Source organism: Providencia sp. PROV130 (assembly GCF_028482225.1).
Lineage (GTDB): Bacteria > Pseudomonadota > Gammaproteobacteria > Enterobacterales > Enterobacteriaceae > Providencia > Providencia rettgeri.
Genome location: NZ_JAMPQC010000020.1, coordinates 102559 through 116703, shown reverse-complemented (window position 1 = coordinate 116703; position 14145 = coordinate 102559). Strand labels below are relative to the sequence as shown.

The 14145-nt window shown below is 38.9% G+C and carries 10 protein-coding genes; 3 read left to right on the top strand and 7 right to left on the bottom strand.

Annotated features, from left to right (window positions below):
- Positions 1-41 precede the first annotated feature (41 nt).
- From PSF28_RS14490 to PSF28_RS14470, 5 genes are all read right to left on the bottom strand, one after another.
- A complete protein-coding gene (locus tag PSF28_RS14490; RefSeq protein WP_004262128.1) occupies positions 42-470 on the bottom strand; it encodes a PTS sugar transporter subunit IIA in 429 nt (142 codons plus the stop codon).
- A gap of 54 nt (positions 471-524) precedes the next feature.
- Complete coding sequence (locus PSF28_RS14485; RefSeq protein ID WP_004913304.1) at positions 525-1931, bottom strand: sugar porter family MFS transporter; 1407 nt, start codon at positions 1929-1931, stop codon at positions 525-527.
- 406 nt (positions 1932-2337) lie between these two features.
- Positions 2338-3324 carry an inositol 2-dehydrogenase gene (gene iolG, locus PSF28_RS14480; protein WP_004262138.1) on the bottom strand — a complete coding sequence of 329 codons (987 nt, stop codon included), beginning with the start codon at positions 3322-3324 and terminating at the stop codon, positions 2338-2340.
- Positions 3325-3906: 582 nt separating this feature from the next.
- Complete coding sequence (iolD, locus tag PSF28_RS14475) at positions 3907-5844, bottom strand: 3D-(3,5/4)-trihydroxycyclohexane-1,2-dione acylhydrolase (decyclizing) (protein ID WP_272685251.1); 1938 nt, start codon at positions 5842-5844, stop codon at positions 3907-3909.
- 12 nt (positions 5845-5856) lie between these two features.
- On the bottom strand, positions 5857-7368 hold the full coding sequence (locus tag PSF28_RS14470) for a CoA-acylating methylmalonate-semialdehyde dehydrogenase (protein WP_210838912.1): 1512 nt from the start codon (positions 7366-7368) through the stop codon (positions 5857-5859).
- 393 nt (positions 7369-7761) lie between these two features.
- Between PSF28_RS14470 and PSF28_RS14465 the strand changes: the two genes are divergently transcribed.
- Positions 7762-8598: a MurR/RpiR family transcriptional regulator gene (locus PSF28_RS14465; RefSeq protein ID WP_004913314.1), complete on the top strand. Its 837-nt coding sequence runs from the start codon at positions 7762-7764 to the stop codon at positions 8596-8598.
- A gap of 232 nt (positions 8599-8830) precedes the next feature.
- A complete protein-coding gene (locus PSF28_RS14460; RefSeq protein WP_247605413.1) occupies positions 8831-9826 on the top strand; it encodes a hypothetical protein in 996 nt (331 codons plus the stop codon).
- Between the two features lie 110 nt (positions 9827-9936).
- Here the strand turns inward: PSF28_RS14460 and PSF28_RS14455 are convergent, their stop codons facing one another.
- Positions 9937-10191: a helix-turn-helix domain-containing protein gene (locus PSF28_RS14455; RefSeq protein ID WP_272685250.1), complete on the bottom strand. Its 255-nt coding sequence runs from the start codon at positions 10189-10191 to the stop codon at positions 9937-9939.
- 907 nt (positions 10192-11098) lie between these two features.
- On the opposite strand from PSF28_RS14455, the gene PSF28_RS14450 reads away from it, so the two are divergent.
- The gene (locus tag PSF28_RS14450; protein WP_210840195.1) at positions 11099-11983 is read left to right on the top strand and encodes a helix-turn-helix domain-containing protein; all 885 of its coding nucleotides are present in this window, start codon (positions 11099-11101) and stop codon (positions 11981-11983) included.
- Between the two features lie 50 nt (positions 11984-12033).
- On the opposite strand, the gene PSF28_RS14445 is transcribed toward PSF28_RS14450, so the two are convergent.
- The gene (locus PSF28_RS14445; RefSeq protein ID WP_272685249.1) at positions 12034-14067 is read right to left on the bottom strand and encodes a TonB-dependent copper receptor; all 2034 of its coding nucleotides are present in this window, start codon (positions 14065-14067) and stop codon (positions 12034-12036) included.
- Positions 14068-14145 lie beyond the last annotated feature (78 nt).

The following is a 14145-nucleotide window of genomic DNA, read 5'->3' as shown; positions in this document are numbered from 1 at the left end:
GGGATCAGGTAAAGATCCCATACTCTCTTCAGAACTCAAAACTAGCGATGAAGAATGCTTAAAAATTCTTCTTTACTTGATGTCAAAGACAATGCATTGGCAATAAACTCATCACTGAAAATCAGTGCGATTTCCCTAAGTACATCAATGTGTTCTCTTGATTTTGCAATCACACCTATTGCGATAAACATCACATTGGTCCGGTCCCATATCACACCGTCAGGGAATTGAAAAATTTCAACACCAGTATGCAAGATAATATCATTAGCAGACTTAGGTAGATGTGGCAACGTGATGCCATTCCCCAAAAATGTTGATATTTGCTGTTCCCTTTCCGTTAAGAAATGCACACAATCCCTATCAACATAACCTTTATTTTTAAATTCCGTACCCACCATTTTGAGTACTTCAGCTTTATTTCTTGCCTGACAACCTAAATGCAAATTACTTGTGGTTAGTTGTTCTATCATATCCAACCCTCGATTAAGTTAATTAGGTATATTCACACCACCAATAAGTAATAATTACATTGATGAGAGCTCTTCTTCTAATTGCTCTAATGATTTGTTTGATGTTTCTGGTAATAACTTCACCACAAAAACGATAGCTAAGTAGTTTATTACCGCAAAAATTAAGAATACTGGACCTAAACCAAGTTCTGCTTGTAATACAGGGAATAAATAACTCACAATCGCATTCATAATCCACATAAAGAAGACTGAGATCCCCATAGATAACCCGCGGATTTTAAGTGGAAATAGCTCTGCAAGTACTACCCAAGTTAAAAAGCCCATTGTTCCTTGCATAACCCCAACAAACACCGCGCCAAGTAACCAAATTAATGTTGCTTTAACATCCCCGGTTAAGAAGTAGTCTGTTGCTGCAATTAATAAGTGTAACGATGCCATTAAAGCAAAACCACCAACAATCAGCGTCTTACGTTTAAATCGGTCAACAAGGAATAGAACCCCTATCACCATACCACCGACAGAAAATACACCATTTAATACGTTGAAAACTAAAGAAGTTTGCTCAGAAAAACCCGCTGTTTTGAGAATTTCTGTACCATAATACATAATAACGTTAACCCCGGTCGTTTGCTGTAATGCCGCCCACACCATCCCAATTAATACCAATTTAAAAATCCAAGGCGTATTAAAAATTAACGCTAAATTTTGTTTATTGGCATTCGGGTGACGTTTAGCTTCCGCAGCTTCAACATCTAATAAGGTCACGATATCTTCATATTCTTGAATGGCGCGTTTTTCAGGGCGAATTTGCTTCAAGATTTTCAGCGCTTCTTCACGACGGTTTTTACTCATTAGCCAGCGTGGGCTTTCAGGCGCTTTCCACATACCAAATAACAGGCACAGTGCAGGTACCGCCTGCACTAACAGCATATAACGCCAGACATCCGGTAGATGCCCCCAAATAGAACCGATAATTGCATTGATAGCAAATGCCGCTAGCTGCCCGATAACAATAGCAACTTCATTGAGTCCGGTAAGTTTTCCCCGCATTTCAGTCGGAGCCACTTCCGAAATAAATGTCGGTGCTGTCACCGAAGCCCCGCCCACCGCAAAGCCCAATATAAACCGAGCAATAAGAAGAACTTCAATATTTGGAGCCGCCGCAGATAAAAATGCCCCAAATAAAAATAGAAATGAGAGGTAAAGCAAATAAGTACGGCGCCCGACAAAGTCTGCTACACGTCCACCACAAACACTGCCTAATGCCGCTCCCACTAATAGGACACTCATTACCAGCCCTTCCGTGGTTGGCGTTAAGCCCATGTTTTCTTTCAGTGATGAAAATGCACCGTTAATGACACCAGTATCATAACCAAATAGTAATCCACCAAAGGTTGCAACCAAGGTTATTTGGTGCAACCTTTTTCTCTGTTGTTGATTGAGATTCATGATTAATGACATATTATTACCTTATTATTTGAATCATTATGTCTTACCAAAAAAACAATTTTTCAATATTTAAATAAATGTTTAATGTTAAATGTTAAATGTTAAATGTTAAATAATGAAATAAGTTTCTGGCACTCTGGTTTGAATCGCTACTTTGCTAGCTTTAGGCCTGATCGATAAACTCTTTGAAAATAGTTTTCGCGAATTTAAAACGATAAATACATCAGTTAAATTAAAAAAAGTAAGATTATAAAAAGCCTCAATTAATCTCAGAACATTGAAAGCCTAAAGAGTATTAAATAAAAGTAAGGTCAGTATTTTATATACTCATTGATAAATGAATATATTTACAATTGCGGCCAAAAATAGATTTTTAACCGCAAGTCTATAATTAAGTTAAATAGTATTACCGTATTAATTACAATTTAACTTCTTTACCTGTTTTTAATGATTCCAGCGCTTTGTCTGCAAGATATAAAGCCAATTCACCATCGGTACCTGTCGTTTCAGATTCCGCACGACCAGCTAAGATATCAACAAAATGCTGCCACTCTGCTTGGTATGCCTCATGGTAGCGTTGTAAGAAGAAATACTCTGGCTTGGCGGATAAGCATCCAACTTCACTTAACAGTGCAACACTATTCTCTTTAATATTACCTGCCGTTAATAAGCCTTTTTCACCATGTAATTCAATGCGTTGGTCATAACCATAACCTGAACGACGGCTGTTAGAAATGGTCGCCATTGCGCCAGATGGGAATTTTAAGATGATAAACGCAGTATCAATATCACCTGCTTGACCGATAGCAGGGTCAACAACATTGCTGCCTTGTGCGTAGACAGAGCAAGGCTCTTCGCCAATCATAAAGCGCGCCATATCAAAATCATGAATCGTCATATCTCTGAACATACCACCGGAGACTTTCACGTATTCCGCAGGTGGTGGTGACGGATCACGAGACGTGATAATTAAAGATTCTGCTTTACCAATAGCGCCTTGTTGGAATAAATTTTTCAAGTGGCGAAATTGAGGGTCATAGCGACGATTAAAACCAATAAACAGTGGAACATTATGTTCTTTCACGCTTTTTAAACACTGCTTCACACGCTCAAGGTCGAGATGAACAGGTTTTTCACAGAAGATCACTTTTTTATGTTTGGCGGCGAGTTCGATTAAATCAGCGTGAGTATCTGTGGCTGAAGCGATTAAAACCCCCTGTATATTAGGGTCTTGCATTGCTTCTTCTGTCGTCTGTACTTTTGCTTGGTATTTTTCAGCCAAGGCAACCGCATTCGGTTGATAAGGGTCGATAACAGAATAAAGTTTGGTTTCTTTATGGCCGGCAATATTAACAGCATGAACCTGTCCGATACGTCCTGCGCCGAATAGTGCTATATTGAACATTCAAATGCTCCTTGATACCTTAAATCCACTATTTGGATATTACGGAATATACCAAATAAAACATTCATTTCAATTTATAATTTTTTGAAAATTATATTTTTGGGCTCTAGATAACAAATGTTATATTAAAGTGTATTTTTAGTGTTATTCAGATCACAAATTGACAATGTAAGCGAACAGCATTTAACAATAAAGTCAGTGTTTGCTCGCACATTAAATTTTCATAACTTCTTTTTTTGATCTTTTCTTACCTTAAAATAAAACATACATTTCAATAAAATAATTTTCAAACTATAAGAACCATAAAAAAACCCAGCCAAAGCTGGGTATATAATCCAAATGATCCGAGTTGTATTGGCGATTAGCGTAGTGCTGTCCCCTATACAACTTGAAGTATAGCGAATATAGAACGGCAAGTAATAACCACTATGCAAATTAAAACCAAAGCAATCCCTGCTAATTTTCCAGTAACTACCCTACTTAGTTACACATCTGACCCATTAAGAAAACGAAGAACATTCCTCGACGGTAAAACACCGTCGAGTTATTTGGATACTATAAGACACTAACGCAATATATTGATTAATAAAGACGTACTTTATGTTCCACCATCTCTTTAATCTTTTCAGCAGAAGCAACTATTTGAGGCTTTTTAGAAATTTGTGCCGTTCCTGTCCGCCACCAAGCTTCATAACCATTGGTCATTGTTTTCGGAAGTACTTTAATATCAATCAATACACAGCCCGAATGGGACTTCGCGTCTTTCAGTGCGGCAATCAATTGTTCCTCATCATGTACTCGATAACTTTTACAGCCATAGCTTTCTGCGTTTTTAGCAAAATCGACCTTCACTAACGGCCCATCCATCAACCCCGTCTGTGGGTTTCGATGGCGGTTCTCTGTACCAAAACTTCCCATGCCTTGGCTCATTTGCAGATTATTAATACAGCCGAATCCCGCGTTATCAAACAATAAAATGGTGATCTTAATATTCTCCTGAATCGCGGTTTGCAGCTCACTGTGTAGCATTAAATAAGAGCCATCTCCAACCATCGCATAAACAGGTTGTTTCGGTGCAGCGATTTTAGCTCCAACAGCGGCGGCAATTTCATAGCCCATACATGAATAGCCATATTCAAGATGATAGGTATCCCTTTGTTTTGGTAACCAAATACGTTGTAAATCACCCGGTAATGAACCTGCAGCACCTACAATAATGGCATCGTCTTCCATGCATTGCTGCATCAAGCCTAACACCCGTGTTTGCGCCAGTTCTGTACCAAGCGTTTTACGGTACTCTTCAAGCTTGTCATCAAGATGGCCTGCAATTTCAGGAACAAAATCTAATGGCCGGTACTGTATACTAAACAAGCGCTCCAGCTCATTTTTCCATTGTTGTTTAGCCTGCTGAATTTCATCCCCCCACTGAGTTTCATAGTGAGAATCTTTCAATTTTATACTCAGTGCTTGTAACGCTTCTTTGGCATCTGCAACCACTTTCAATGCATCTAACTTACTTGCATCAAACTCCGCAACATTGATATTTAAGAATGTTACATTTGGATGGCTAAATAATGACTTCGAGGCGGTGGTAAAATCCGTAAAGCGAGTCCCCACCCCAATCACTAAGTCAGTTTCTTTAGCCAACAAATTTGCTGCTAGCCCACCTGTTGTACCAATTCCGCCCATATTCAAGGGATGACTAGCAACGACGGCACTTTTACCCGCTTGGGTTTCGCCAAATGGAATACGGTAATCTTCAGCAAATTGCAAAAATGCGTCGTGAGCTTCGGAATAACGTACCCCACCACCACAGATGAGTAATGGTTTTTTCTTGCTACGAATTAGATTTACGGCTTCTTCGATACTCACTGTTGTCGGTGGTCTACGTTCAATACGATGGATGCGTTTTTGGAAAAAATAATCGGGGTAATCCCACGCCTCGCCTTGAACATCTTGGGGTAGGCAAATGGTTACCGTGCCAGTATCCGCAGGGTCAGTTAACACTCGCATGGCATTGACCATCGCCGCCATCAGCTGTTCAGGCCGTGAAACCCTATCCCAATAACGTGAAACTGGGCGAAAACAATCATTAGTACTGATAGTTCCATCACCGTATTGTTCGACTTGCTGCAATACTGGGTCGGGCTGACGAGTCGCAAAGGTATCCCCTGGCAACAATAATAATGGAATACGATTGGCAGTTGCCGTTGCTGCTGCGGTGATCATATTTGCGGCACCAGGGCCGACTGAGGATGTCACAGCAAAAATTTGTTTACGTTTTTTTTGTTTAGCAAAACCCGTCGCAATGTGCGCCATACCTTGCTCATTACATCCTTGATAAACGCGTAGATGACCAGGCGCTTCTTCAAGCGCCTGACCTAAACCCACAACGTTACCATGGCCAAAAATCGTAAATACTCCCTGAATAAACGGATACTGCTCACCATCGACATCAACATATTGTTGGTTTAGAAATTTAACCAACGCCTGAGCGGTCGTCATTTTCTGCTTATTCATACGGGTCTCCGTTTATTCCATGGTTGGCATTGTGAAACTACTTTCATGGTGCTCTAAGCGAACACTTGCAGGCCAACGGCTAGTGACTGTTTTCATGCGAGTATAGAAGCGAACACCGTCATTTCCATGTACATTTAATGGACCAAAAATAGACCGTTTCCAACCACCAAAACTGTGGAATGCCATCGGTACTGGAATAGGTATGTTAATCCCGACCATTCCCGCCTGAACATTTTCTTGGAATTCGCGCGCTGTTTCGCCATCACGAGTGAAAATAGCCGTTCCATTACCATATTCATGTTGGTTAATCAGTTTCAAACCCGTTTCAAAGTCTGGAACTCGCACTACGGCTAATACAGGCCCAAAAATTTCTTCTTGATAAATGTCCATTTCAGGCGTGACATTATCAAATAATGTTGGCCCTACAAAATAACCATTTTCGAAGCCTTTCACTTTAAAGTCACGGCCATCGACCAATAACGTCGCACCTTGTTTTTCACCGCTGGTAATATAGTCGCAGATTTTTGCTTTGTGCTGTGCTGAAATTACGGGCCCCATGTCATTTTCTTTGCCTTCCGTCATACCAGGACCCACGGACATTTTAGCAATTTGGCCTTTCAGGTTAGCAATGAGCGCATCTGCCGTTTCATCACCGACAGCTAAGACAACGGATAATGCCATACAACGTTCACCTGCAGCACCGAACGCGGCGCCCATAATAGCATTAGCTGCCTGCCCCATGTCTGCATCAGGCATTAAGATACAATGGTTTTTCGCGCCACCAAGTGCTTGGCAGCGTTTACCATGAGCGGATGCCGTCGTGTAAATATATTCTGCAATAGGCGTTGAGCCAACAAAACTAACGGCTTGAACTTCTGGTGCAGTTAAGAGTACATCGACGGATTCTTTGTCCCCTTGAACAACATTAAATACGCCATCAGGTAAGCCAGCTTCTTTTAATAATTTAGCTAATGCTAATGCTAAAGAAGGGTCTTTTTCTGACGGTTTTAAAACAAAGGTATTACCTGTTGCAATAGCCACTGGGAACATCCACATCGGTACCATTGCTGGGAAATTAAATGGCGTTATCCCCGCACAAACGCCCAAAGGCTGCATTAATGAGTGGCTATCAACACCTGTAGCAACATTGGCTGAGTGTTCACCTTTTTGTAAGTGAGGAATACCGCATGCAAATTCAACGACTTCTAAACCTCGGGTTAATTCACCTACCGCATCAGAAAAAACTTTACCGTGTTCTCTTGAAATTAAACGCGCCAGTTCATCCATATTCTCTTCAAGTAAAGCTTTAAATTTGAATAAAACCCGAGAGCGTTTTAGGGGAGATAGTTTTGACCATTTAGGAAATGCTTTATTCGCAATCTCAATAGCTTTTTTTGTTTCATCGGCACTACTGAGTACAACTTGAGCAATTTGCTCCCCCGTTGCCGGGTTGAATACAGGCGCAAAACGCCCACTTTTGCTGGATACTATTTCACCACCAATGAAATTATGAATCTGTTCCATGTTGCCTCTCTTTAGCTGACAGAGTTACCTTGTTACTCAATGTATATGAAATATTTGTTTCATTTACAACTAAATTTGAAATAACATTCAATTTATGTGATCTAGACAAAGTTTTTGCGAAATTTTAATCGCGACTAAAAAAATACCAATCCTAAACTTATATCCATCACCTATTTATTGGCTATTTTGCCGTTGTATTGAGTTAAACAGGGCTTTCTTTCAATCAAGAAAACAAGAGAACAAATTGATGTAAGCTGTTCAATTTATTATCCCAAATTCAAATTATTTCGCGATCCTAAAAAAAGAAAATTTTTAAATATGAACTAAGTGTTTCAAAAAGATTCGACTAACGCTGTAAAACAACTACAATTAGAGCCAAATTCTGGAGGTTATATGTCAAGTGCATCAAATTTAAATGAGTTTCAAGAGCAAGTTCGCTCGCGATATGACGAACTAAGTAAACGGCTACAGCAAGTGGCACGCTATGTATTAGACAATACGAATAGTGTCGCGTTTGATACCGTTGCCGTCATTGCAAAGGAAGCTAAGGTTCCGCCTTCGACGCTGATCCGCTTTGCAAATGCTTTTAATTTCAGTGGGTTTAATGAAATGAAACAATTATTTCGTATGAACCTTGTGGAAGAGACGGCCAGCTACACAGATAGAGCCCGTATGTTTCGTGAAATGGATGGTTCCCAAGAACTGAGTGATGACCCTTCGCAAATTTTGAAGGAGTTCGCTCATTCTAACGCCCAAGCGTTACAACAAATGGCAGCTAGAACCCCTGCTGAAGATATTGAAAAAGCTGTATCGCTTTTAGCGAATGCACAGAATATCTACATTATCGGTTTGCGTCGTTCATTCAGCGTTGCAACATATTTAAGTTACGCACTTAGCCATTTGGAATGCCGTCCTGTCCTTATTGATGGGCTTGGTGGAATGTTCAAAGAGCAGATCAGTCGGATCAGTGAAAACGACGTTGTAATTTCAATCAGTTTCACACCTTACGCCTCGGAAACTGTCATGGTAAGTGAGAAAGCGGCTCAAGCGGGTGCACAGCAAATCGTTATTACTGATAGCCAAATCAGCCCGTTGGCAAGTTTCAGTGATGTTTGTTTTGTTATCAAAGAAGCCCAAGTAGATGCATTTCGTTCGCAGTCAGCCACCTTATGTTTAGCACAATCACTGACCGTTGCATTAGCCTATCGTCAAGGTAGCAGCTTAGTCTAGTTATACGGCTCTGTAATTAAACACCTCCATTAATTCAGAGCCTCTTCCTACCTTTTCCCTGATTAACATACACGTCATTATTGAATACTTATTAAGTTTCATTTTTTTCTTTAATTTGTGAATCCCATCAGAAAATACAAATTCTAAAATGACAATAAAATGAAATTATTATTTCACCCTGCTATGTTGGAATTATATCGCGTGTTAGATAAACTAAGAATAAGGGCTAAGCATGTTAAATACACACTTTCTTTATTTACTCGGCCACCTGCGTTTACTTGAAGAACAGCACTCTGTCACATCAATTAATCGTTCTGGTATTGGTTTAATCGGCACTGCTCCTTATAACCAACTTTATATAGATGCGATAAAATGCTGCACCCATCATAGTGAGCTAAAGTCAATTTGCCATTTGTCCCCATCTCTTCCTTCTATGACTGACTTCATGTGCCAAAAGAAAAAGATAGAAGCGCTAATCAACAATGATGACGTTGATTGCATCATAGTGACATCCACTTGTAGTGATGAATTACTCAAATTTGCTATTCAAACAGCGGTAACTGCAGGAAAAGATGTTCTATTAAATGATATCCCTAACTTTAGTGAAAGCGAACTGAATGAAATATTAAAGCAAGCCATGCGCCATGACGTATTTATTGACTACAACCAGCCTTTGAGCTTTGATAACCAGTTCAATCAAATAAAAGCATCTTTAATGCCTAAACAGGGTAGCGAAACAGGGTTATTACGTATCACAACACACCGAATAGTAGAGCCTGAAAACCAACTACCATTCAATATATTACGAAACACCATCACAAAGAACATAGAATTATTGTTATCATTAATGCCTGATTTTGTCCTTTCACTCCCTTCTATTCAGTTCTCGCATCCCTTTACTCAAAGAGCCGATGGCGACGTATTAATAATTAATCTACGCCAAGAAAACGGTTTATTGGTTTCATTTGAAATCTTTTTCAATACAGGAAAGATCTCAGATAAACTATCATTGAAGCAGTGCAATAACCGCTATGAGGTAGAGAAAAAACTTTCTTTTAATGAAAAATATCAAGAGGTTAATCAAGATAATTTCATTGTAAAGCAACTTGACCAATTTGTTTTAAGACTCAGTAGTAACACAAAATTAGCTAAGATTAATCAATGGAGCCACGCTAATGAGCTAACAGATAAAGTAATAAAACAGCTAAATATCTATGGATATATTTGATTACCATAAAATATAAAGATTATTCTGATAGAAACAGATCACATTATTATATTAGTGGGTTATATAATAGTACCGTAAAATTTAATATAACATAATCAAATTACTTACAATCAGTGTATTAATCTACACATTCCACTATTTACATTGACAACCCCATATAAAAAAGAAGCCGGGTCAACATTGAAGAGATATGCAAATTGAAATAATGAATCAACATCAATACAACTCTCTCCTGTCTCAAATCGATTCATTTCTTCTTCTGTTACACCGATTAAGCTCGCCATTCTTTCTATCGATATTTTATGGTTTTCTCGTTGTTTTCGGATTTTTATCCCTAGCATTTTAGCAATACTTTCTTTCCCCATAATAACCTCTACTAAATATTAAAATTAATATAATTAACCGGTGCGTAAATTATCACCAACCATAAATTTATAAATTGACTTAAAATAATAAAAACCTAATTAAATAAGTCATTTAAAGACCATTCATTTATGACTTAAAAAACCAATTTTTAGCTAATACAATGATATAAATAGACTATATAATTTCACCATTACATTTAACTCGTGAAGCTGGTCACATTGTTTAATCTCACTATCAATAGCTAAATTTACATTATAATCAGTCGACGACTAAACGTTGTATTTTCACGTTAACTAAAATTCTAGCTTAGATCTTCAATTAGATAAAACCATCTTGCTTGATTTAATGTTATAACCTTAAGAAATTAGTGACAATTTGTATTCATGCGTATCAATAAGTTTCCAGAGGATAATTATAATAACTTTAATTTTTTCACATCATAAAAAAAGACGTTTTTTTTTATTTATTAGTCGGAATTACAACATTAAATTTAGATGATAAAGCAAAATATTTCATGTTATGCTTATAATACTAAATGACCTTTTCAGATTAATGGTTTACATTACACACCTCTTATATTGAGCCTCCAAAATAGATTACTTCAACAGGCTGTTTTCGATAAAAATAAAATTACTTCACCCTATTTATGCCATGTTCATTACTTTCAGTCCATACTGCAATATGTAAAAATTAGATAAATTACACAAACTCTAAATAGGTGTATTTAGGTAATATTCCTACTTTTTTACTTCCCAAAACTTACTTAACTTCACATCTTTTTAATAAAATTGTCAGTTGGCGTGGTATCATATTACGAGCACCTATGAATACTTGCCAGTCATAACCTTGATGTATTTTATGGCTTATTATTTTATTGGTAAGTAAAAGAGACCTGAAAGGAAAATCATGCTACAAGAAAGTGTTATCAGGGAAATCATTCTCTGGATAGAACAAAATTTAGAATCTCGCCTATCCCTAGATACTGTTGCCGATAAATCAGGATACACCAAATGGCACTTTCAGCGCCTGTTTAAGAACCAAACAGGGCTCGCGCTTGGTTCCTATATCCGAGCCAGACGCCTTTCTTGTTCTGCTGTCGCATTACGGCTAACAAATGACAGCATCATGGACATTTCTCTGAGGTACCGTTTTGACTCACAACAAACTTTTTGCCGCGCGTTTAAAAAGCAATTTAATCTCACCCCTTCTGAATATCGAAAACGCGAAGGTTGGAAGATTGAAGGGTTCTGTTTACCTCTACGAGAAAGTAAAGAGTTAAATGTTCGAGTTAAATTGACTCAATTACCAGCCATTAATTTACTCGGCATTAAACATCGTTACACTAAAGATATTAATGAGTGGAACCTAAAAACAGATGAGCTACGCCGATACTATTGGAAAGCTTTTTTCGATAAAAACCCTTATGTCACTCAGCATTTATATGCAATTCATGGTGTAGACCAAAGTGCGAATGCAGAAGGCCATTTCCTATATACCACGGCTCTAGATGAACAAGATGTAGAGATTGCACTTCCCCAGACAACCCATTTACAATTACCTGCAGGTAATTATTTAGAAATCAAGATAACCAGTAGCCTTCATGGTATAGATTACAATGATATTATTTATACTGCTTATGGGAAGGTACTTGCTGAAATGGACATCGTCCGTGGCGAAGGACCAGATGTAGAACAATATGTCCTGAAATCGAAGCCCTCTTATGAAGCGTTCGTGAATGACTCACGAAATTTTATTCAAGAGCTAAATTACTATATTCCTGTTATTATTTAATAAATAGCAAACAACCCATACGGAAACTGTACGGGTTGTTTACCTAATAATTAAAATGTCACATTAATTTTTGCCCAGAAATTTCTTCCTGGTTCATTTACTGGCACATTGGATGAATAACCAAAACCGCTATTTCCAGCTAAGTTAAGGTGCTCACTGTAGGTTTTGTCGAACAGATTATCAACGCCTGCGCTTAACTTCATGTTTTCATTAATTGTATATGCTGTATTTAATGAAAAAATCGTGAAACCTGCACTTTTACTGAAGTCTTTACCCACCACATTACCATCATTTATAGCAACGCGATTTTGGCGGCTAACAACGCGTACTAAACCTGTCGTGGTCCAATCGCCTTTTTCCCATGATAAGCCAAAACGGCTTTCCAACGGTGGCATCTGCGGTAATGCCTTTCCATCTGTGCGATTTTCTCCCCACGAATAAGCCAAGCTTGCATCTGCTTTCCATTCATCACTGAGTTTTTGTGCTACACCGAGCTCGCCCCCCATGATTAACGCATCCACATTTTCAACCTGACTCATTCTTGGATTTGTTGCGCTATAACGGAAGAGAATAAAATCATCGACACGACCCACATATGCAGAAACCCATGCATTGGTATCTTCATGGCTATATTTAGCCCCAATATCTAACTGAGTCGTTTTTTCTGTTTTTAGCTTATCAAACACATTATTACTACCATCTGGGCCGAGTTTAGGCGAGAACAGCTCCCAGTAATCCGGAAAGCGTTCGGTATAGCCAACACCTACATATAACATAACCGGCGTACCAGATAATGAATGCTCATAACGTGCAAAGCCTGCTGGCATCACCGTATTTCGCCCTGAAGAACCCACGCCTGTATTATTTTCAACTATCACGCGATCTAAACGAGCTCCACTGACCACTTTACCTTGTTCAGTCGCATGCCAAGTTAATTCACTAAAAACACCATAGTCTTGGAATTGTGCATCTTTTTTCCAACTATTATTATTGTTTTTACGGTGTTTATTGGTCTGCATGTCAGCCCCTGCACGCAGTTCATAATCTTTCCACAGCCATGTTCCCATGGTACGGCCGCCCATGGTTTCACGGTCAACGCGCATTTTCATTGGCATATTCATCATACCATGGCCTCCATGCCCCATATGGCCCCCCCCCATTCCACCGCCTGATGGAGAGCGCAGCGAGTAGTTATCCATAATATGGTCGGCATAATTGTAGTAGATATTAGCTTCAACTTTATCTAACACATCACCGATATTACTCTTTTCAAAGCGCAAACCTAAGCTTTCGCGTTTAAACTGAGACCCATCCATTCCTCTCCCCGCATAGCGAGCTTCTCCATCACCTTTACCGGCAGTCAGTTCTAATAATGTGTATTCATCAGGCGTCCAGCCAACAGCAATATCTGCATTCCACTTATCCCATTTCGAAGGAACCTTATCACCATTGCCATCTTTATAATCATTTGAACGTGATTTATTACCAATGACACGAATATACCCCGTTTCATTACCTAAACTGATATCTGCATTACCATCCCAACGCTCATTAGATGCCGTTAAGGCACTTGCGTTGCCTTTAATAGCCGCTTCAGTAAATAACGGCTTTTCGCGCTCAAAACGGATTGTTCCAGCAGAATTTCCAGGCCCCCATAAAACAGTTTGCGGGCCTTTAATCATATTCAATACATCAAAGTTTTCCGGTGAGATATAAGAAGTCGGCGCATCCATGCGAGAAGGACACGCACCTAACATTTCACTATCATTGGTTAAAATACGCAAACGAGAACCGAACATGCCGCGAAAAACCGGATCACCGTTAGTTCCACCATTACGTATTTGTGAAAAACCAGGAATGGTTTTGAGGTAATCAGAACCATCACTTGCAGGGACTGGCTGCCTTGGTGTTTTAGGGGATGTCGTAATGGTTAATGGTGAGTCGACCGGCGCAGTAACAATCATCACTGAACTATCTGAAAGTAGGCTTTGGTTTATTTCAGTTTTAGCAACTGTAGACGCCGTAAAAATTGCACTAATGACCAGTGTCGCAATAGGAGCCACTTTAAAAACGTGTGTATTCATTTTTCACCTGTTTCTTAGAAAAGGAAGATGCTGCCTTCATCTTTTAGGCTGCAAACACATTTCAGCTCCCACAGATAA

Excerpts from the sequence above, each read along its gene's own strand:
- PSF28_RS14490 (WP_004262128.1), bottom strand. The coding sequence starts at position 470 with ATGATAGAACAACTAACCACAAGTAATTTGCATTTAGGTTGTCAGGCA.
- PSF28_RS14485 (WP_004913304.1), bottom strand. The coding sequence starts at position 1,931 with ATGTCATTAATCATGAATCTCAATCAACAACAGAGAAAAAGGTTGCAC.
- iolG (WP_004262138.1), bottom strand. The coding sequence starts at position 3,324 with ATGTTCAATATAGCACTATTCGGCGCAGGACGTATCGGACAGGTTCAT.
- iolD (WP_272685251.1), bottom strand. The coding sequence starts at position 5,844 with ATGAATAAGCAGAAAATGACGACCGCTCAGGCGTTGGTTAAATTTCTA.
- PSF28_RS14470 (WP_210838912.1), bottom strand. The coding sequence starts at position 7,368 with ATGGAACAGATTCATAATTTCATTGGTGGTGAAATAGTATCCAGCAAA.
- PSF28_RS14465 (WP_004913314.1), top strand. The coding sequence starts at position 7,762 with ATGTCAAGTGCATCAAATTTAAATGAGTTTCAAGAGCAAGTTCGCTCG.
- PSF28_RS14460 (WP_247605413.1), top strand. The coding sequence starts at position 8,831 with ATGTTAAATACACACTTTCTTTATTTACTCGGCCACCTGCGTTTACTT.
- PSF28_RS14455 (WP_272685250.1), bottom strand. The coding sequence starts at position 10,191 with ATGGGGAAAGAAAGTATTGCTAAAATGCTAGGGATAAAAATCCGAAAA.
- PSF28_RS14450 (WP_210840195.1), top strand. The coding sequence starts at position 11,099 with ATGCTACAAGAAAGTGTTATCAGGGAAATCATTCTCTGGATAGAACAA.
- PSF28_RS14445 (WP_272685249.1), bottom strand. The coding sequence starts at position 14,067 with ATGAATACACACGTTTTTAAAGTGGCTCCTATTGCGACACTGGTCATT.